We start from the raw sequence: 19,238 nt of genomic DNA, 5'->3' as shown, positions 1-19,238 counted from the left end.
ATCCAGCTACAGGATATAATTTCAAAGTAACTATCAATAATTTCTGGTTTGAAAGGAATTGCTATAGGTCTATCTAATAATTCAAAAGAAATTTTAAAAAGGCTTAAAAAAACAGAATTTGTCAAAGATATATATATTGCAGGTTCTTCAAAAGATGATGGAAAGGAAAATGAACTTATTGAAGTACAAAAACCTAAAGAAATCTTACTTAAAAAATGGCTGGAAATAGATTTAATAATTTTTATAGGCTCAATTGCTGCATCAATACGCATAATAAATTCTTTTTTAACCTCTAAAGATCAAGATCCAGGTGTAATCGTTATAGATAACAAATGTTCCAAGATAGTTCCTTTAATTGGCTTACATCAGTCAAATACCCAAAATATTGCATGTCAAATTGCTAATTTACTTGGTGGCGAAATAATAGAAACTAATAATTCCAATGATCAAAGCTTCTTAAATCTTGATGCATTTGGGAATCAATGGGGTTGGAAAAGATCTGGCAACATAAAGGATTGGTCAAAACTAGTTATTAAACAAGCCAAGAACGAAGAAATATTTTGCAAACAATTATCTGGCAATAGCTTATGGAAAACTTCAAAATCAGGGGCGATTATTAATCAAATTAATAAAAATGAAATTGAAAAACCAGATTCAACATTTCATGTAAGTATATTCGAAAATAATCAAAGAAATTGGCATCCTCCCGTATTATGGATTGGCATTGGATGTGAAAGAAATACAAGCAAAGAATTTATAGCAAATTCTTTAAATAATTTTTTGGAGTCAGGAAATTTATCACAGCAATCAATTGCAGGATTTGCAACTATTGATATTAAAAAAGATGAGAAAGGAATTTTGGAGCTTTCTGAAGAAAAAAACTTGCCTATAAAGTTTTTTAGTAAAGAAGATCTTTCAACAATAATTGTTCCAAATCCATCAAATGTCGTTCACAAGGAAATTGGCACACCTTCCGTAGCAGAAGCCTCTTGCTTACTAGCAGCAGGAAAAGAATCAAAATTATTAAAAGAAAAAAGAATTTTTAAAGATCAATCTGGGGCAGTAACTATTGCTGTAGCAGAATCAAAAATTCAATATAATCCAACCCATGGCGAAATTCATATTATTGGAAGTGGTCCTGGTGATATCTCCTTCCTAACCAATAATGCAAAACAGGCACTTTCAAGAAGTACTGTTTGGATCGGATACAAAATGTATTTAGATTTAATTAAGCCCTTAAAAAGGAGTGACCAAGTTTTAATTGAAAGTAAACTTACTGAAGAAAAAGAGAGGTGTAGTAAAGCAATTAAATTAGCCGAGGAAGGTATAAAAGTGGCTTTAATTTCTTCAGGTGAGTCTGGATTTTATGGCATGGCTGGTTTACTTTTAGAATTACTTCAAAAAATCAAAAAAAAATACAGACCTTACTTTCAAGTACATCCAGGTATAAGTAGTGTGCAATTAGCCGCTGCGATTAGTGGAGCACCACTAATGAATGACTTTTGTTCAATAAGCTTAAGCGATAAATTAACTCCATGGTCCTTAATAGAAAAAAGAATTGAAGGAGCTCTTTTGGGTGACTTTGTAATAGCTTTATTTAATCCTCAATCCATTGAAAGAAATTGGCAACTAAAAAGTGCAATTGATCTATGTTTAAAAACCAGGAAAGGGGATACTCCCGTTTTAATAGCTAGACAAGTAGGTAGAGAAAATCAATCTAAAAAATTTTCCACTTTAAAAACAATTCCTTTTGAAGAAATTGATATGTTATCAATAATTATTATTGGTAATTCTCAAACCACGTTAATAGATGAAATATTTCTTACTCCAAGAGGATATTTACAACATTAAGCTTAGATAATTCATTTTTAAAGAAAATATCTTTTTTGCTTTTTTCTAATAAGAATACTAATCTTTTATAAAAGAATTAAAAAAATTAATTGAAAAATATTGGTTTAATTTTATTTGATATTGATGGGGTAATCCGAAGCGTAGAAAATAGTTATAGGCTTTCATTAAAAAAAACAGTTTACAACTTTTCCGGATGGGAGCCAAGTTATCTAGATATTGATAATGCAAAAAATGAGGGGATATGGAATAATGACTGGGATCTAAGTTTAGAGCTTATAAAAAGAAGAATAAAAAAAGAGAACTTAAACCTTAAAATCCCCTCAAGAGAAGTAATAGTAAAATGTTTTGAGGAGTTTTACTTTGGTGGAGATCCAAATAAAGATAGTAAATATTGGTCTGGATACATAACAAATGAGGAGTTGTTAGTTGATAAAAAGTTTTTTGATTTAATTAAACGCAATGGAATAATTTGGGGTTTTGTAAGTGGTGCAGAGTCTGCCTCTGCAAAATTTGTTTTAGAAAAAAGACTTGGGCTAAAATCGCCACCATTAATTTCTATGGGAGATGCACCTGACAAGCCTAATCCAAGGGGTTTTATTAACTTATCAAAAAAGCTTCTAGCAGATAAACTCGGCGAATCAAATATTCCTATTGCATACGTAGGAGATACTATTGCAGATATAAATACAGTTATAAATGCCAGAAAAGAAATACCATCTCAGAAATTCATAAGCATCGGAATAGCTCCCCCTCATTTACATTTAAATTCTCGATTAAAAGAACGTAATTCTTACGAAACAAATCTTAGAAATGCAGGCGCTGACTTGATTTTAAATTCTATTTATGACCTTAAAGATATAAATCTTGACTTATTTTAAAAAAAATAAAAACTAAAAAGTTTCTTAATTAATTACGGAGAGGGAGGGATTCGAACCCTCGACAAAAGTTACCTCCTGTAACTCCTTAGCAGGGAGCCGCTTTCAACCACTCAGCCACCTCTCCAGTTCTTATACATTATCAATTTTTCTGCAAACATTCAAAATTTTTTATTTAATCGAAATGTCTAATCTACTTGAACTTTCGGTAATCTATTTTTAAAAGAACAAAGAATTTCCCAAGGTATAGTATTAGATTTTCTTGCCCATTCAAGAGGAGAAATTGTTTTATCTCCATCAGATCCTAGTAATAACATGGTAGTACCAACTTTAATTTCATTAGAATCTGTTATGTCTACCATCATTTGATCCATAGTTATAGATCCAACTTGAGGATAAAATTTATTATTATGGATAACGTTAATTTTTCCTGAAAGATTTCTTGGTACACCATCTGCATAACCAATACTTAATATAGCTAACTTAGTTTTTCTATGACTTACAAATTTGCCTCCATAACTTACTCTTACACCTTTATCAATAGTTCTTATAAAAGCTACTTTGACCTTCAAAGATAAAGCTGGATTAAGTAATAAATTTTTATCTATTTTAGCAAGAGGACTGTATCCGTACATAGAAAGCCCAACACGCACCATATTGAAATGAAAATCTTTGCTAAGAAGCATTCCCGCTGAATTAGCCAAATGAATCTTAATTTGATTACTGCTATCAAGCTTAATTTGCTTTAATAATTTATTAAACTTCAGTCTTTGTAATTGTGTAATACTTTGAGAAGCTAATGCTTTATCTTCATCTGCAGAAGATAAATGACTATATATTCCTTTTATTGAAATGTTCTCAAAAGATTTTATTTTTTCAAATTGCTGAACAAATTTATTAGATTCAAATCCTAATCTTGACATTCCAGTATCAACCTTAAGATGTAGAGAAAATTTCAACCCAAAGTGCTTCCCGATATTATTACAAACTAAACACTCTCTTAGACTACTTATAGTTGGCATAAGATCATTTTTAAAGGATATTATTAAATCTCTTTTTGTATATAGATTTCCGAGAATAAGAATTGGTTTTTTAACCCCAAAAGAACGTAGCTTAATCCCTTCTTTTAAAGTTGCAACGCCTAATTCCGAAGCTCCGCCTTCAATAGCATATTCAGATACTACTTTTGCATCATGTCCATATCCATCAGCTTTAACGACTGCCATAAATTGACAATTTTTACTTAATTTTGATCTTAACTGTCTAACGTTTGTTTCTATTGCTTTACCTTTAACTTCAATCCATGCCCTTTGTTTTAGATCTATATCTTTTTCAAAATTTTGAAATTTATCAAAATTAAATACCTGATTTGTTTGCCTATTTTGCATTAACTTTGCACAAATATATGCGCTTATTGAAATATACAGTTAGCATGACATGTAAATTGTATTTTGGCATGGGCCAGACTCTAGTTTTAAATGCATCTTATGAACCTTTAAACATCACTTCTTGGCGAAGAGCAGTAATTTTGATGATTAAAGGTAAAGCAGAAAGCTTAGAGGAAGATAAAACATATTCAATTCATAGCGGGAAAAAGTTGCCGACAGTTATAAGACTTCGTTACTACGTCAAAGTTCCTTTTAGAGAGGTTTCTTTAACAAGAAAAAATATTCTTCTGAGAGATAATAATTCTTGCCAATATTGTAACTATAGAGGTAGCGACCTATCAATAGATCATGTTTTACCGAGAAGCAGAGGTGGAACAGATAACTGGGAAAATGTTACTACTGCATGTCTCAGGTGTAATGTACAAAAAGGTAATCGAACCCCCGAAGAGGCGAATATGCCCTTAAAACGTAAGCCTTACCGTCCATTAAGTAATCTAAATTTTGAAGCCACAAGACAAATTGACTCTGGCAAGCATAAAGAATGGAGTAAATACGTAATAGGGGTTGCAATCTAATAAAAAAATCTTAATTTACTTCTTTATTAAAATCTTCCATCATTCTTTTTTGTTCTTGCGCTATGCATGCATTAATCACTTCTTCTAATTGACCAGCAAGAATTGGCTCAAGAGAAAAATTAGAACCTAATCTATGATCAGTTGTCCTGTTATCTTTAAAATTATAAGTTCTGATTTTTTCACTTCTATCACCTGTTCCAACCTGGGAAAGCCTTTGTGATCTCTCTTTTGCATTGGCTTCTTTTATTTGAATTTCATACAATTTAGCTCTTAAAATTTCCATTGCTCGTTCGCGATTTTGCAATTGTGATCTCTCTTGAGTACAAAAAACTCTTATTCCTGTAGGCTTGTGGAGAAGATCAATGGCTGTTTCTACCTTATTAACATTTTGTCCTCCTGCACCTCCTGATCTTGCTGTTCCAACCTCTAGATCTGTTGGATCAATTTTAACCTCAACAGGATCAGCCTCAGGCATAACGGCAACTGTAGCAGTAGAGGTGTGAACTCTACCTTGAGATTCAGTAGCTGGAACTCTTTGGACTCTATGCACACCAGCCTCAAATTTAAGTTGACTATATACAGCATCTCCCTTAACGGAGATAACCAACTCCTTAAATCCACCCATATCTGACTCGGAAGCACTAACAGGTTTTACAGACCATCCAATTTTTTGTCCATATCTTTCATACATTCTTGCTAAGTCACCCGCCCAGATACAAGCCTCGTTACCTCCAGCACCGGCTCTTATTTCTAACATTACACTTCTTTCATCTCTTGGATCTTTTGGCAATAAGGCGATTGTGGTTTTTTGAATCAGTTCACTCTTAAATTCCTCAAGAGTTATTAACTCTTCATTTATCAAAGATTCCATTTCTTTATCATTTCTATTCTCTTTCAATAAATTTTTTGAATCTTCAATTTCTTTATCAGTATCAAGCAACTTATTAAAATCAATCACCAAAGGTTCCAATTTTGATCTTTCTCTTGCTATAGATTCTAATTTTTTTGGATCATTAGCTATATCAGGATCTGCAAGTTGCACTTCCAAATTTTCAAAACTTTCTGAAGCAGTTTTCAACCTTGCAATTAATGTTGAGTATTCCAAATGAAGTTGAGCTTAATTTTGAAAATTCTATTTTTTAGAATCTTTTTCTTCTTTTTGATCTTTTGATGTGGCTGAATTAGCTGAACCCATTCCATATTTTTTCATAAACCTATCAACCCTACCTTCTGTATCAAGAATCTTTTGAGTTCCAGTGAAGAAGGGATGATTACCACTCCAAACATCAACATGTAATTCAGGCTGAGTGGAGCCAGTAGTCATTACAACTTCTCCATTACAAATAACTTTTGCATCTGGATACCATTTTGGGTGTATTTCTGATTTTGGCATAATTTAAATTTCCTTTAACGTTTAGAGAATTGAGGAGCTTTTCTTGCTTTTTTAAGACCATATTTTCTTCTTTCCTTAGCTCTAGGATCTCTACTGAGATGGCCTTCCGTTTTTAGCGGTTTCCTATTGTCAGGAGATAATTCGCAAAGTGCTCGAGCTGCACCTTGCTTTATAGCATCTGCTTGACCAGTCAATCCACCGCCGAAAACATTTACTAAAATATCATAAGAATTTTCAAGGCCTAATGTTTGCAAAGGTGCTTTTATTGAATTTAAGTGCAGAGGATTGAAGTTTAAGTAATCATCTCCAGCACGACCATTAATTTTTATTATTCCATTTCCTGGAATCAAGCGAACTCTAGCTACTGAAGTTTTTCTTCTTCCAGTTCCCCAATACACAGCTTTGTTTTTTATTTGACTATTCATTTTGATAAATTAACTATTTAATAATACAGGATTCTGAGCAGCATGAGGATGATCAGCACCTTTATAAACTTTTAGTTTTTTAAATTGCTGTCTTCCTAAAGAGTTATGAGGCAGCATACCCTTAACAGCTTGCTCGATGATTCTTTCAGGAATTCTTTGTTGTAAAGACTCAAATTTTTCAATTTTCATTCCTCCTGGTCTTCCAGAATGTCTCCTGTACAATTTTTGTGATGATTTTTTACCTGTTACCTCAACTTTCTCGGCATTTACTACAATGACAAAATCTCCAGTATCTAGATGAGGTGTAAATGTTGGTTTATTCTTACCTCTCAAGACAGTTGCAATTTCCGTAGCAAGTCTACCAAGAGTCTTATCTTTTGCGTCAACTAAAAACCAATTTCTTTCGATTGTCTCTAAAGATGGAGTAATTGTTTTATTCATTTACCAAGTTTCTGCAAATAAAATTTAAATTAGTCTTAAATTCTACCTTATGGAAGGAATATAAAACAACAGTTTTGAATGATTTAAACAAAAAATTCGCTTAATTAAATTTTTCTTAAGAAAAACCCTTAATTAAAAATACAGGAAAAAAATCATTATTATTAATCTTTTTAAAAACATTTTCTTCATAAACAGCATTTACAAAACATAACCCCTTAGCTGGAGCAGATTCTTTAACATCATTTTTCTTTTTGTTTACCCATCTATCTGTAAAAATTTCTGGAGAAATTTTTTTTTCTCCAACCAACACTAATTGACCAACAATTAAACGGACCATTCCATAAAGAAAACCAGTTGCTTTAATATCAACTAAAACTAAATCCTCCACTCTTTTAATATCTATATTCTTTATTTTTGTAATAGAATTTATCCTATTACTTCCACTTTTCTGAAAAGCAAAAAAATCATGTTCTCCTTCCATTGTCTTAGATGCCTTTAACATTAAAACCTCATCTAATACTTTTTGGTATCTATGCCATGACCAATTATTGATGAACAAATTTGGTAATTTACTGTTATTAATGACATATCTATAATGTCTATATTTTGCTGAATAGCATGCATGCCAACTTTCTTTAACCTCAACTGATTCCAATATTCTAATTGTTGAGGGTAAAAGACTATTTAGGACATCGGAATAACTATAGCTAGGAATAACCCAATCAGTATCAAAGTGTACTACTTGACCTGATGCATGGACCCCAGCATCAGTTCTCCCTGAAGCAAAAGTTTTTACGACTTGCTGAGTAATCTTAAAAAGGGCTTCCTCCAGAATTCCCTGAACTGTTGTTGCATTTTTTTGCCTTTGCCAGCCCGAATAACAAGATCCATCGTATTGGATTAGTAATGCTACCCTTTTCAAAAATTATTTTCTATTTAAAAAACTTGTATTGAATAACTTAAACAAGTTCAATAATAGCCATCTGAGCGTTATCACCTTTTCTAGAAACGGTTCTAACTATTCTTGTATAACCACCATTTCTATCTCCATATCTTTCCTTTGCTTTTTCAAATAATGAATGAACTAGTTTTTTATCATAAATATATCCAATAGCTCTTCTCCTAGAAGCCAAAGTACCTTCTTTAGCGAGAGTAATCATCCTTTCAGCTTCGTTTCTTAAAGCTTTTGCCCTCGCTTTTGTAGTAGTTACTCTACCTTCTCTAATTAGTTGTGTAGTCAAACCTCTTAAAAGTGCTTTCCTCTGGTCAGCAGGTTTACTCAATAATGGAATTCTAAGTTGATGTCGCATAATCTTAAAAATTGTTAAACAGAGGTCCTACTTTGTGGAATTGAAATTCCGATACGCTCAAGAGCTTCAATAACCTCATCCGCAGATTTAGAGCCAAAGTTCTTAATTTCAAGAAGATCTTCGTAGCTAAAGCCCATTAAATCTGAAACCGAGTTAACTTGTGCCCTTTTTAGACAATTATATGCTCTAACGGACAAGTTTAGTTCTTCAAGAGGAATTTGAGCTTCGGGAGATGGTTCTGGTTCTTCAGGAATTTCCTCAACCATTGTAACAGTAGCAAGGGGCTGAAAGAGTTCAATTAATTGATTTGCGGCTTCAGCAATAGCATCATCAGGACTTGTTGATCCATCTGTTACAACTTCCATTTTTAATCTTTCTCTACCTGTACCGCCCTCTGCTACAGCAGTTTCATCAATCGTAAAATTAACTCTCTTCACTGGCATAAATACAGCATCTATTTGAAGTAAATCAATAGCAGTTGTCTCTTCATTCTTACGATCGACAGGTCTATATCCAACACCTCTTTCAACATGGATTTCCAACTCTAAATTATGGCCTTCCTGGATAGTGGCGATCGGTTTTTCGCCATCCACAATTTCAACTTGAGATGAGAATTGAATATCATTCGCCTTCACCTCCATTGGACCAGTTGCCACCAACCTACCAATTTCGAGTTCTGGATTAGAACTATTAATTGATAGTTGCTTACAATTGAGGAGAATATCTAAAACGTCCTCTCTAACTCCTGGAATAGTGGCATATTCATGATTAATTCCTGCTATTCTTACTGCAGTCACTGCACTCCCTTCAAGTCCTCCCATCAGGACTCTTCTAAGAGAATTACCCAAAGTTGTAGCTTGTCCTCTTTCAAGAGGTCCAATTAAAAAAGTTCCTGTTTGGGAGCGATCATCTGAAATTTGATGGTCGATTCTGTCAATCTGGTATTGCAACACGGAAAAAAATGAGGTTGAAAGTTGTTTTTTTTTTGGGGGGGGGGGTTTGGAGAATAGTTAAGACCTAAACGCGTCTCCGTTTCGGTCTTCTACATCCATTATGAGGTAACGGAGTTACATCTCTTATTAGAGTTATTTCTAAACCGGCCACTTGTAAAGCTCTTATGGCCGTTTCCCTACCTGAGCCAGGACCTCTAACTAATACTTCTATTTGTCTCATGCCTTGATCAAGTGCTCTCCTAGCCGCAGCTTCAGCTGCTGTTTGAGCAGCAAAAGGAGTACCTTTCCGAGCCCCCTTAAATCCACTGGCACCTGCAGAAGACCAAGAGATAACATGACCAGAGGTGTCAGTAATTGAAACGATAGTATTATTGAATGTGCTTTGAATATGTACCACACCATTTGGTACATTACGTTTGGATTTCTTTGAACCTGTTTTTTTTACTGTGGCTGCCATGATGATGAAATTTAATAATTCAGTTTGTTAATAGATTTAGTTAATTATTTTTTTCTTCCAGCAACTGTTTTCCTTGAACCCCTTCTTGTTCTTGCATTAGTTCTAGTTCTTTGACCTCTTACTGGAAGACTCATTCTATGCCTTCTTCCTCTTACGCACCCTATATCTTGAAGTCTTTTTAGTGCCATTCCCTCTTTTCTTCTTAAGTCTCCCTCTAAAGTGAATTCCTCTGAAGCACCTCTAAGTTTTTGCACATCAGAATCCGAAAGATCTTTGACACGAACATCTGGGTTTACCCCTGCATTAACAAGAATTTGCTTTGATCTTGTTAAACCAATTCCATATACGTATGTAAGTGCAATTTCAACTCGCTTTTCGCGAGGTATGTCAATTCCTGCAATCCTGGCCACGTGTTTTGAGTAAGTTAAAGTTTGAATTATGAGGGTTTAAAGTTAACCCTGACGCTGTTTATTGCGAGGTCTTTTCTTGTTAATAACATAGATTTTACCTCTTCTCCTCACGATCTGATCGTCAGGACTAATTTTTTTGACTGAAGATCTGACCTTCATAGGGGTTTAACAAATAAAACGTTAATACTTTATTCTACATCATCATCAAGCCATTTTTAGTTTGATTTCATGAGAAATGGTTTTTAAATCTCTATCTGCATCAATATACTCAAGCAGTGAAAGATCTTTAAAATATTGAATTAATGGTTCAGTAGTTTTTTTATATATTTCAACTCTTGTTCTAATGGTCTCTTCAGTATCGTCTTTTCTCCCTCTTAAAAGTAAGCGCTTAATTAAAACTTCTTCGGGAATATCTAAGTAAAAAACAACTTCTAAAGGTTGATTTATTTCAATTAAGACCTTATTTAGTGAATTTGCTTGGGATAAATTTCTTGGATAGCCATCTAAAATCCAACCATTATTATCCTTATCTAAATTTTGTTTTACTATTTTTAACACAAGTTCGTCACTAACTAGTTCCCCCCGATTAATGATATCTTTTACTCGTTTACCAAGAAGAGTATTCATTTCTATTTCTTTTCTTAATAATTCACCTGTAGATAAGTGCAAGTAAGAATTAGTTTGACTTAGTAATTCCGCCTGAGTCCCTTTCCCTGCGCCAGGAGCTCCTAAAAATAATAAATGTTTTTTCATTAATTGTTAATTAATCCCTCATACCTTTGAGAAATAACATAAGTTTGAATTTGCTTAGCAGTATCAATAGCAACACCCACAAGAATAAGTAGCGAAGTTGCCCCTAATCCTTGAAAAGTTTGGACATTCGTAGCTCTCTCAACTGCAGCTGGAATTATAGCTACTGATCCCAAAAATAATCCTCCTAACAAAGTCAATCTATTTTGTATCCCAGATAAGTACTTGGCTGTATTAGTTCCAGGTCTTACTCCCGGTATAGCTACTCCTCCTTTCTTTAAATTTGAAGCTACATCTACTGGATTAATTGTTAGAGATGCATAAAAATATGAGAATCCCAAAATTAAGGAGAAGAATGTCAAAGCATATGGCCATGGATTAGATGATCCAGGATTTAAACTACTCGCTAATTTGATTAAAACTGGATTACCCGTAACATTTGCAATAGTTATTGGCAAAAAAATTAAAGCAGATGCGAATATAATGGGCATAACTCCTCCTGCATTTAATTTCAAAGGCAAATAACTTTGTCTAGTTGGAAGTAATGTTGAATTTCCTATTTGCCTTTTTGCGCTAACAATAGGAATACGTCTTGCTCCCTCTTGGACAAAAATTATCCCAACAATTGTCAATAAAAACACTCCAAGCAAAACCACTATCCCTAAAACATCTCCTCGATCGCCAGTTTGAGCTTTTTCAATAGTTGAACTTAAAGCCTTGGGTAAAGTCGAAACAATATTTAAAAAAATTACTAATGAAGCTCCTTGACCTATCCCTTTCTCAGTGATAATCTCACTAAACCACATAACCAACATTGAGCCAGTAACTAGGGCAATGGATGTTTGCAAAACAAATGTAGTTTCACTAATACCCTGAATAGCATATTGTCTAAGAATTAAAGAAAAAATAATACTCTGCAAAAAACCCCACCCCAAAGACACATATCTAGTTATCTGAGCAATTTTTCTTCTACCCGCTTCTCCTTCATTTTTTTGTAAATCTTCAAGAACAGGCAATGAAGCTGTGAGAAGCTGAATAATAATTGATGCGTTAATAAAAGGAAGTATGCCTAATGCAAATATTCCTAAGGTTGAAATTCCTCCGCCAGTAAAAATATCTAAAAAACCTATTAATTGACCACCTTGATCTATGAAACTTTTGAAAGCAACTCTGTCAATACCAGGCATAGGAATGTAGATGCCAAGTCTTACTAAAAGAAGAAGACCTAAAGTTGTTAAAACTCTACTCCTTAGCTCTTTATTTAAAAATAACTGGGAGAGTATTTCAGAAGCGTTAGGATTTCTACTTTTGTTGACAAACATTTTGAAGCTTTCTCATATTTTTAATAAATTTATTTACTATTTATAAGCTCGCAGGATCCACCAGCGTCCTCAATTTTTTGTTTTGCGACTTTTGTGAATGCGTGAGCTTGGACTTTTAGTTTTACATTAATATTTCCATTTCCAAGAATTTTTAAAGGAAATTTTGGCTTGAAGATCAATCCTTTCTTCACTAATGAGTCTAGGTTAACAGTATCGTTTTCTTTGAATTCATTTAATTTTTCTAAATTAATTATCGAAAAATTCTTTTGATTAATTATTTCAAAATGCTTTAATTTTGGAACTCTTCTGTAAAGAGGCATTTGACCTCCTTCAAAACCTGGGCGTGTAGGTCTGCCAGAACGTGACTTTTGTCCTCTCATTCCAAAACCACATGATGCACCCTGACCGGCTGCAATACCTCTTCCCTTTCTTAATTTTTTCTTTCTCGAACCAGAGTTTGATTTAAGTGTATTTAATGTTGAAGTCATAATTTTCAAGAATAGAGCTGTTCAAGTGAGATGCCTCTTTCCCTTGAGGCGGATTTGTGTGTTCTTAATTGAGAAAGAGCCACCATAGCAGCTCTTGCATTATTCAATGGTGTTTTACTACCCAATCTTTTTGCTAAGACATTTTTTATGCCGGCTAATTCTAAAACTGTTCTTATTGAACCACCAGCAATTACACCTGTACCTGGGGCAGCAGGTCTAATTAGTACATTAGCAGCACCATCTCGACCCTTAGATAAAGTAGGTATTGAATTATTTGGAGTTAAAGGAACCCTAACAAGATTCTTTTTGCCATCTGAAACTCCCTTTCTCACCGCACCTATGACATCCCCTGCTTTACCAACTCCAACTCCAACTTGGCCTTTCTCATTTCCCACAACAACAATTGCTCTAAAGCTCATTTTTTTTCCACCTTTAACAGTTTTAGAAACGCGTCGAATTTGAACAACCCTTTCTTGCCAATCAGAATCTCTCTCTAGATTTTTCGAATCACCTTTTCTACCTCTTTTTCTATCATTACGATTATTCTTTTTTTGTTCTACGGGCATAGCTCCAGGAACGTTATCGTTCTTGGATTGAATTTCTTGTTTGGTTGGAGTGTCAGTCATAGTAAAAAATTAAGAGTTAGAATTCTAGGCCAGCTTCACGAGCAGCGTCTGCAAGTGCCTTTACTCTACCGTGATATAAGTTACCTCCACGGTCAAAAATTACTTGCTTAATACCTTTTTTTATCGCTCTCTTTGCTAATAATTTTCCAACAATGGAAGAAGAATTACAATCAGCAGATAATTTCTCAGATTTTTCTCTCAGTTCCTTATCAATAGTTGAAGCTGAGCAAATAGTTTTTTGAGAGCTATCATCTATGACCTGAGCATAAATATGGTTATTAGAGCGAAAAACAGATAATCTAGGACGCGTTGCATCTCCAATTAAGAATCTCCTTAATCTTCTATGTCTTTTTTGGGTTTGTAATTTCCTGGAAAGTTTGGTCATTTTTTTAATTCAATTATTTTTTGCCAGATTTACCAGCTTTTCTGAGAATTCTCTCGTCATGGTATTTAATTCCTTTTCCTTTATATGGCTCTGGAGGTCTAATTGATCTGATTTTTGCTGCTTCATTACCAACAATTTCCTTATCAATTCCAGATACGGTAACGTTTGTATTACTCTCAACTTTGTATGTTATACCATCAGGGGGGATCATTTCTACAGGATGACTATATCCTGCACTAACAACTAGGTTTTTACCTTTTACTTGTGCTCTTGATCCAACGCCAACAATTTCTAGTTTCTTTGAAAAACCTTGAGTAACCCCTTCAACCATATTTGCAATTAAGGCTCTACATAAACCATGTCTCTGCCTTGAATATATTTTGGTTGTAGTAGGACTTACGACAACAGTGTTATCTTTCTTATCAAAACTAACTCCCTCAGGCATGAGACGTTTTAACTCACCCTTTGGGCCCTTCACTGTAACTGTTAATCCATCAAAATCAACTGTAACTTTCTCTGGAATAAGTACTGGTGTTTTTCCGATTCTTGACATGATTAATTCTCCTTAATAAACATAGCAGAGGACTTCACCGCCAATACCTTGCTTTCTAGCATCGCGATCACTCATAACGCCCTTAGAAGTTGAAATTATGGCAACTCCAAGACCTCCAAGGACTTTTGGTAAACCTCTAGTATTTTTATATATTCTCAAACCAGGTTTACTAACTCTTTGCATAGATCGGATAGTAGGAAATTTATTTTTACCACTATATTTGAGACCGAGTATTATTTGTGATTTATAACCTTCACCTTCCTCATTAATATCAGAAATAAATCCCTCTTTTTGAAGCACTTTGGCGATACTTAAGGACATTTTTGAACCTGGGATTGCTGTGGTTGTATGCTTTTTTTGACTCGCATTTCTAATTCGAGTAAGCATATCTGAAATAGGATCGTGATTTGACATAGTTTTAATTTAATTCTTACTAAAAGGCATTCCTAACTCCTGCAAAAGAGCTTTACCTTCTTGATCTGATTTTGCACTAGTGACAATAGTTATATCCATACCTCTTATTGAATCTATTTTATCAAAAGAGATTTCAGGAAAAATCAATTGCTCTTTCACTCCAACGGTATAATTCCCTCTACCATCGAAACTTTTTGGGTTAACTCCCCTGAAGTCTCTTATTCTTGGTAGAGCTAGATTTATAAATCTCTCCAAAAAGGAATACATCCTGTCTCCTCTTAAAGTGACAGTACAACCAATCGGCATGCCCTCACGAATTTTAAAACCCGCGATAGCTTTTTTAGCCCTAGTTACAAGGGCCTTTTGTCCTGTAATTGTTGCCATTTCATTTAAAGAGGCTTCTAGAGCTTTCGAATTTGAAGCTGCCTCACCAAGTCCTCTGTTAACGTTGACTTTGACAACTTTAGGTACTTGATGAATATTTTTAAGACCAAGGTCCTTTAAAAGTTTTGGTCTTATTGATTCTTTGTAGCGATTTTTTAGAGTCATAATTTTTTGTTAATTCTGGTCTTTGTCAGAATTGATAAATTAGAAAAAGTTGAAATCCGGTTTCTGATGAAAAATTAATCAATTACTTCACCAGTTTTCTTCAATCTTCTTTTCTTAACCCCCTCTTTATCAATAAAGTATTCAATCTTACTTGTAAGATTTTTATCCTTTGAATAGAACATTACATTTGATGCATGTAAAGATGCTTCTTCTGTAAGTATTCTTCCAGTTTCTCCTTCCTGAGTTGGTTTGACATGTTTAGTCCTAAGGTTAATTCCTTTTACAACTACTCTATTTTCAAGAGGGATAGTTTTTAAAACCTCACCAGTTTTCCCTTTTTCTTTGCCATTAATTACTTTTACCAAATCTCCAGTTTTAATTCTCATTTTTATTCTCTGGAAATTTTTCTTTTGCTTTAATGAATCCAACATTTAAATCACCTCCGGAGCAAGAGAAACAATCTTTGTATAATTTTTATCCCGCAGTTCTCTGGCTACAGGACCAAAGACTCTCGTACCTTTTGGATTCTTATCTTCATTAATCAATACTGCTGCATTGTCATCAAATCTGATTGAATTACCAGTATTTCTTCTTAATGTTGCTTTAGTCCTGACAATAACAGCTTTAACAACTTCAGATTTCTTAACTCCCATGTTAGGTAGTGCATCTTTTACAGTTGCTACGATTACATCTCCGACATGCGCATACCTTCTATTAGAACCTAAAACCCTAATACATTGGAGTCTTTTTGCTCCGCTATTATCGGCAACTGTTAAATAAGTTTCTTGTTGAATCATTTTTTAACCTCCTTAGCCTGAATTGTTTTATTGAGAATCTCTTCAACTGCCCATCTTTTATGAGCACTGAGCGGTCTAGTTTCTCTAATTTTAACTCGATCACCTAAAACACATGTATTTTCTGGATCATGCGCCTTATATCGTGTAGTTCTACTTACAATTTTTTTATAAGTGGGATGTGGATATCTGTTAATAACCGCAACAACAACTGTTTTATCCATTTTGTCGCTGACAACAGTACCAATTCTTTCTTTAAGTGCCATAACTAATAATTAATCAGAAGTTGTTTTAGAAGCAGATTGACTCTTACTGAGAGTGAGTAATTGCGCAACTTGTTTCTTGATAATTTTAAATTTATGAGTTTCATTGAGCTGTCTTGTAGCTTGCTTGAATCTCAAATCAAAAAGATCTTTTCGTAATTGGTCAATCTTTTCAGTAATTTGTTCAGAATTTAATTTTTTAAATTCCTTAAGTGACTCTGAGTTTTTCATTGTTTAACCTCCTCTTGAGATTTTTTACTATTTTTTGTATTTTCTTGGGAGGAATTTTCTTGATTTTTATCAATAGAGATAAATTTAGTTTTTACAGGAAGTTTATATTGAGCCAGACGCATAGCTTCCTTTGCAGTTTCCTCAGTGATATCCTCACCACCCATTTCAAAAAGTATTCTTCCAGGTTTTACAACTGCGACCCAAAACTCTGGATTACCTTTACCAGAACCCATTCTGGTTTCTGCAGGTCTCATGGTTACAGGTTTATCAGGAAATATTCTTATCCAGATTTGACCACCACGTTTGATATATCTGGTCATTGCCCTTCTGCTTGCTTCAATCTGACGTGCAGTTACCCAGCCACAGTCTTGAGCTTGGAGAGCAAATTGACCGAATGCGATAGTATTACCTTTTGAGGCCACACCCCTCATTCTGCCTCTATGTTGTTTACGGAATTTAGTACGTTTTGGACTAAGCATTTTTATACCTCCTATGAATTCTCATTTGAACGATCCTCAAATTGCTGAGGTCTTCTACTAGCTTTCCTCTTAGGGCTCGCACCCACAGGGATAGTTTGTTCTTCTTTAGGAAGAACTTCACCTTTGAAAACCCAAACTTTAATGCCTAGAACACCGTAAGTTGTATTAGCTTCACGTGTTGCATAATCAATTTCAGCTCTCAATGTATGTAATGGAACTCTACCTTCTCTAGTCCATTCAGTTCTAGCTATTTCAGCACCATTCAACCTTCCCCCAACTTGAATTTTAAGACCTAAAACTCCAGCCCTTTGAGCCCTTTGTAAGGCCATCCTTATAGTTCTTCTGAAGGCGACTCTTTTTTCAAGTTGTTGCGCAATATATTCAGCTAGTAAAAAGGCATCAGCATCTACGCGTTCAACTTCTACGACGTTTATTCTAACTTGCCTTGTTCTATCACCTATAGTTTTTTGAATGCCAGATCTTAATTCTTCAATCCCACTTCCTTGTCTTCCAACTATAACGCCTGGTCTTGCTGTTTTTAATTCAAGTTCCAGTTGGTCAGCTTTTCTAGCTATTAAAACATCGCTAATTCCTGCTGCTACATATTTTTTTTGTATAAAGGAACGAATTTTAAAATCTTCTTGGAGAAGAATTGGATATGTTTTAGAAGTAGCAAACCACTTAGAGCGATGCTCTTGTGTAATTCCTAATCTTAGTCCAGAAGGATGTATTTTATGTCCCATTAGTTTTGTACCTCCGCATTAGTTTGAGTAGGAGCAGATTCAACAGAAATACTGATATGGCAAGACTGTTTTTTAATTGAAAAAGCTCGACCTTGAGCTCTGGGCCTATACCTTTTCATTACTGGACCACTATTAGCCCATGCAGAAGAAATAACTAAGGTGGATGGATCCATTCCAAGGTTATGTTCGGCATTGGCAACCGCAGATCTCAGAACTTTAGTGATGGGGTCTGTAGATCTGTAAGGCATAAATTCCAACATAATCAATGCCTCTCTATAAGACCTACCCCTTATTTGATCCAAAACTCTTCTCACTTTAGAGGCTGAACCGCGAACATAATTCCCATGAGCAATTGCTGTTTTTGTTGTTTCAGGTGTTTTTGTCATGATTTTGCTCCTTTCTTATCTCTTATATGACCTCGGTAAGTGCGTGTAGGAGCAAATTCACCAAGTTTATGACCAATCATTTGTTCAGTAATAAATACTGGAATGTGAGTCTTGCCATTATGCACGGCGATTGTGTGACCAATCATTAAAGGTAAAATCGTAGAGGATCTCGACCAAGTTTTGATAACGGACTTGTCATTATCAGTATTTTGTTTTTCTACCTTCTTGAGCAGACTATCTGCTATAAAAGGTCCTTTTTTTAGTGAACGTCCCATGATTATGTAATAGAAATTGAAATAATAAATGAAGTAATCAAGAGTCTCTTCCTCCTCTACTCCTCTTAGAAACGCGACGGCGTCTTCGAACAACTAATTTGTTACTTGGTTTGTTCTTTTTACGTGTCTTGTACCCAAGAGCTGGTTTACCCCATGGAGTAACTGGGCCTGCTCTACCAATTGGTGCTTTTCCCTCTCCTCCTCCATGTGGATGATCACATGGGTTCATTACACTACCTCTTACTTGAGGCCTTCTTCCAAGCCATCTTCTTCTTCCTGCTTTACCTAAGCTCGTATTTCTTATTTCAGAATTACCTACTTCACCAAGAGTTGCGTAGCATTCTTTTCTTACAAGTCTTACTTCAGTAGATGGGAGTTTTAAAGCAACATAATCTCCCTCTTTCGCCATAACTTGAGCACTAGCTCCTGCGGATCTGACCATTTGTGCACCCCTACCTGCGTATAACTCAACACAATGAACACTAGATCCTAATGGCATAACAGAAAGCGGCATTGCATTTCCATCTTCAATTGGAACACTTTCTCCAGAAATGACATTTTGTCCGACTTTTACTCCTGCTGGAGCGATAATATATCTTTTCTCTCCATCTTCGTAGAATAAAAGTGCCAACCTTGCATTTCTATGAGGATCATAGTGTATAGCTGCAACTTTAGCGTTGATATTTCTTTTATCTCTTCTAAAATCGACTAATCTATACTGCCTTTTGTGACCACCTCCACGATGACGACAAGTGATAACTCCACGATTATTCCTGCCTTTAACTCTATGTTTTGAAACTATTAGTGATCTTTCAGGTTTTGCACTTGTTATTTCACTAAAGTCAGTAACTACTCTCTGCCTAGTGCCAGGTGTATAAGGTTTAAATTTACGTATTGCCATG

31 protein-coding genes and 1 tRNA gene are annotated in these 19,238 nt (G+C 34.6%); 3 read left to right on the top strand and 29 right to left on the bottom strand.

All coding sequences use genetic code 11. From position 1 onward, the window contains the following. The first annotated feature begins 48 nt into the window (after positions 1-48). Positions 49-1,851 carry a precorrin-3B C(17)-methyltransferase gene (gene cobJ, locus JJ842_06385; protein ID MBO6971536.1) on the top strand — a complete coding sequence of 601 codons (1,803 nt, stop codon included), beginning with the start codon at positions 49-51 and terminating at the stop codon, positions 1,849-1,851. A gap of 89 nt (positions 1,852-1,940) precedes the next feature. Then, positions 1,941-2,729 (top strand): TIGR01548 family HAD-type hydrolase, encoded by a 789-nt coding sequence (locus tag JJ842_06380; protein ID MBO6971535.1) that lies wholly within the window; start codon positions 1,941-1,943, stop codon positions 2,727-2,729. A gap of 35 nt (positions 2,730-2,764) precedes the next feature. Here the strand turns inward: JJ842_06380 and JJ842_06375 are convergent. Together JJ842_06375 and JJ842_06370 are read right to left on the bottom strand one after the other, a co-directional pair. Next, positions 2,765-2,853: transfer RNA gene (locus JJ842_06375), tRNA-Ser, on the bottom strand. 61 nt (positions 2,854-2,914) lie between these two features. Beyond that, positions 2,915-4,114: an alanine racemase gene (locus JJ842_06370; GenBank protein MBO6971534.1), complete on the bottom strand. Its 1,200-nt coding sequence runs from the start codon at positions 4,112-4,114 to the stop codon at positions 2,915-2,917. 17 nt (positions 4,115-4,131) lie between these two features. On the opposite strand from JJ842_06370, the gene JJ842_06365 reads away from it, so the two are divergent. Next, complete coding sequence (locus tag JJ842_06365; GenBank protein MBO6971533.1) at positions 4,132-4,689, top strand: HNH endonuclease; 558 nt, start codon at positions 4,132-4,134, stop codon at positions 4,687-4,689. A gap of 10 nt (positions 4,690-4,699) precedes the next feature. Here JJ842_06365 and prfA read toward each other — a convergent pair whose 3' ends face one another. From prfA to rplB, 27 genes are all read right to left on the bottom strand, one after another. Continuing rightward, positions 4,700-5,794, bottom strand: coding sequence for a peptide chain release factor 1 (gene prfA, locus JJ842_06360; GenBank protein ID MBO6971532.1), 1,095 nt, complete (start codon positions 5,792-5,794; stop codon positions 4,700-4,702). 27 nt (positions 5,795-5,821) lie between these two features. Further along, positions 5,822-6,082: a 50S ribosomal protein L31 gene (gene rpmE, locus JJ842_06355; protein ID MBO6971531.1), complete on the bottom strand. Its 261-nt coding sequence runs from the start codon at positions 6,080-6,082 to the stop codon at positions 5,822-5,824. A gap of 14 nt (positions 6,083-6,096) precedes the next feature. Then, positions 6,097-6,507 carry a 30S ribosomal protein S9 gene (gene rpsI, locus JJ842_06350; protein MBO6971530.1) on the bottom strand — a complete coding sequence of 137 codons (411 nt, stop codon included), beginning with the start codon at positions 6,505-6,507 and terminating at the stop codon, positions 6,097-6,099. 9 nt (positions 6,508-6,516) lie between these two features. Next, a complete protein-coding gene (rplM, locus tag JJ842_06345; GenBank protein ID MBO6971529.1) occupies positions 6,517-6,948 on the bottom strand; it encodes a 50S ribosomal protein L13 in 432 nt (143 codons plus the stop codon). Positions 6,949-7,063: 115 nt separating this feature from the next. Then, the gene (truA, locus tag JJ842_06340) at positions 7,064-7,870 is read right to left on the bottom strand and encodes a tRNA pseudouridine(38-40) synthase TruA (GenBank protein ID MBO6971528.1); all 807 of its coding nucleotides are present in this window, start codon (positions 7,868-7,870) and stop codon (positions 7,064-7,066) included. Positions 7,871-7,907: 37 nt separating this feature from the next. Next, positions 7,908-8,258 carry a 50S ribosomal protein L17 gene (gene rplQ / locus JJ842_06335; protein MBO6971527.1) on the bottom strand — a complete coding sequence of 117 codons (351 nt, stop codon included), beginning with the start codon at positions 8,256-8,258 and terminating at the stop codon, positions 7,908-7,910. A 14-nt stretch (positions 8,259-8,272) separates the two neighbouring features. Further along, positions 8,273-9,211 (bottom strand): DNA-directed RNA polymerase subunit alpha, encoded by a 939-nt coding sequence (locus JJ842_06330; GenBank protein ID MBO6971526.1) that lies wholly within the window; start codon positions 9,209-9,211, stop codon positions 8,273-8,275. A 64-nt stretch (positions 9,212-9,275) separates the two neighbouring features. Beyond that, positions 9,276-9,668, bottom strand: coding sequence for a 30S ribosomal protein S11 (gene rpsK / locus JJ842_06325; GenBank protein ID MBO6971525.1), 393 nt, complete (start codon positions 9,666-9,668; stop codon positions 9,276-9,278). Between the two features lie 44 nt (positions 9,669-9,712). After that, positions 9,713-10,078 (bottom strand): 30S ribosomal protein S13, encoded by a 366-nt coding sequence (gene rpsM, locus JJ842_06320; protein MBO6971524.1) that lies wholly within the window; start codon positions 10,076-10,078, stop codon positions 9,713-9,715. 42 nt (positions 10,079-10,120) lie between these two features. Further along, a complete protein-coding gene (rpmJ, locus tag JJ842_06315) occupies positions 10,121-10,237 on the bottom strand; it encodes a 50S ribosomal protein L36 (protein ID MBO6971523.1) in 117 nt (38 codons plus the stop codon). 45 nt (positions 10,238-10,282) lie between these two features. Beyond that, a complete protein-coding gene (locus tag JJ842_06310; protein ID MBO6971522.1) occupies positions 10,283-10,831 on the bottom strand; it encodes an adenylate kinase in 549 nt (182 codons plus the stop codon). Beyond that, entirely contained in the window at positions 10,831-12,150 is a 1,320-nt protein-coding gene (gene secY / locus JJ842_06305; protein ID MBO6971521.1) for a preprotein translocase subunit SecY, read from the bottom strand. The genes JJ842_06310 and secY overlap by 1 nt, the downstream gene beginning before the upstream one ends. A gap of 29 nt (positions 12,151-12,179) precedes the next feature. Continuing rightward, a complete protein-coding gene (locus tag JJ842_06300; GenBank protein ID MBO6971520.1) occupies positions 12,180-12,638 on the bottom strand; it encodes a 50S ribosomal protein L15 in 459 nt (152 codons plus the stop codon). A 5-nt stretch (positions 12,639-12,643) separates the two neighbouring features. Then, positions 12,644-13,264, bottom strand: a complete 621-nt coding sequence (gene rpsE / locus JJ842_06295) for a 30S ribosomal protein S5 (GenBank protein ID MBO6971519.1) — start codon at positions 13,262-13,264, stop codon at positions 12,644-12,646. Positions 13,265-13,280: 16 nt separating this feature from the next. Next, a complete protein-coding gene (locus JJ842_06290) occupies positions 13,281-13,649 on the bottom strand; it encodes a 50S ribosomal protein L18 (protein MBO6971518.1) in 369 nt (122 codons plus the stop codon). A gap of 13 nt (positions 13,650-13,662) precedes the next feature. Further along, on the bottom strand, positions 13,663-14,202 hold the full coding sequence (rplF, locus tag JJ842_06285; protein ID MBO6971517.1) for a 50S ribosomal protein L6: 540 nt from the start codon (positions 14,200-14,202) through the stop codon (positions 13,663-13,665). 12 nt (positions 14,203-14,214) lie between these two features. Beyond that, positions 14,215-14,616 carry a 30S ribosomal protein S8 gene (rpsH, locus tag JJ842_06280; GenBank protein MBO6971516.1) on the bottom strand — a complete coding sequence of 134 codons (402 nt, stop codon included), beginning with the start codon at positions 14,614-14,616 and terminating at the stop codon, positions 14,215-14,217. Between the two features lie 9 nt (positions 14,617-14,625). After that, on the bottom strand, positions 14,626-15,165 hold the full coding sequence (rplE, locus tag JJ842_06275) for a 50S ribosomal protein L5 (GenBank protein ID MBO6971515.1): 540 nt from the start codon (positions 15,163-15,165) through the stop codon (positions 14,626-14,628). A 74-nt stretch (positions 15,166-15,239) separates the two neighbouring features. Next, positions 15,240-15,596 carry a 50S ribosomal protein L24 gene (locus JJ842_06270; protein ID MBO6971514.1) on the bottom strand — a complete coding sequence of 119 codons (357 nt, stop codon included), beginning with the start codon at positions 15,594-15,596 and terminating at the stop codon, positions 15,240-15,242. Then, positions 15,597-15,962, bottom strand: a complete 366-nt coding sequence (gene rplN, locus JJ842_06265; protein MBO6971513.1) for a 50S ribosomal protein L14 — start codon at positions 15,960-15,962, stop codon at positions 15,597-15,599. Beyond that, positions 15,959-16,225: a 30S ribosomal protein S17 gene (gene rpsQ / locus JJ842_06260; GenBank protein MBO6971512.1), complete on the bottom strand. Its 267-nt coding sequence runs from the start codon at positions 16,223-16,225 to the stop codon at positions 15,959-15,961. The genes rplN and rpsQ overlap by 4 nt, the downstream gene beginning before the upstream one ends. 9 nt (positions 16,226-16,234) lie before the next feature. Beyond that, positions 16,235-16,453 carry a 50S ribosomal protein L29 gene (locus tag JJ842_06255; GenBank protein ID MBO6971511.1) on the bottom strand — a complete coding sequence of 73 codons (219 nt, stop codon included), beginning with the start codon at positions 16,451-16,453 and terminating at the stop codon, positions 16,235-16,237. Continuing rightward, positions 16,450-16,932 carry a 50S ribosomal protein L16 gene (gene rplP / locus JJ842_06250; protein MBO6971510.1) on the bottom strand — a complete coding sequence of 161 codons (483 nt, stop codon included), beginning with the start codon at positions 16,930-16,932 and terminating at the stop codon, positions 16,450-16,452. The genes JJ842_06255 and rplP overlap by 4 nt, the downstream gene beginning before the upstream one ends. Positions 16,933-16,943: 11 nt before the next feature. Next, a complete protein-coding gene (gene rpsC, locus JJ842_06245; protein MBO6971509.1) occupies positions 16,944-17,675 on the bottom strand; it encodes a 30S ribosomal protein S3 in 732 nt (243 codons plus the stop codon). Beyond that, the gene (gene rplV, locus JJ842_06240) at positions 17,675-18,061 is read right to left on the bottom strand and encodes a 50S ribosomal protein L22 (GenBank protein ID MBO6971508.1); all 387 of its coding nucleotides are present in this window, start codon (positions 18,059-18,061) and stop codon (positions 17,675-17,677) included. Before rplV ends, rpsC begins: the two co-directional genes overlap by 1 nt. Beyond that, positions 18,058-18,336 carry a 30S ribosomal protein S19 gene (rpsS, locus tag JJ842_06235; protein MBO6971507.1) on the bottom strand — a complete coding sequence of 93 codons (279 nt, stop codon included), beginning with the start codon at positions 18,334-18,336 and terminating at the stop codon, positions 18,058-18,060. Before rpsS ends, rplV begins: the two co-directional genes overlap by 4 nt. A gap of 37 nt (positions 18,337-18,373) precedes the next feature. After that, positions 18,374-19,237, bottom strand: a complete 864-nt coding sequence (gene rplB, locus JJ842_06230) for a 50S ribosomal protein L2 (protein MBO6971506.1) — start codon at positions 19,235-19,237, stop codon at positions 18,374-18,376. Position 19,238: the final 1 nt, after the last annotated feature.

Origin of the sequence: Prochlorococcus marinus CUG1433, from assembly GCA_017644425.1 — a bacterium.
GTDB classification, from domain to species: Bacteria; Cyanobacteriota; Cyanobacteriia; order PCC-6307; family Cyanobiaceae; genus Prochlorococcus_A; species Prochlorococcus_A marinus_U.
This window is presented reverse-complemented; position numbering and strand designations above follow the sequence as displayed.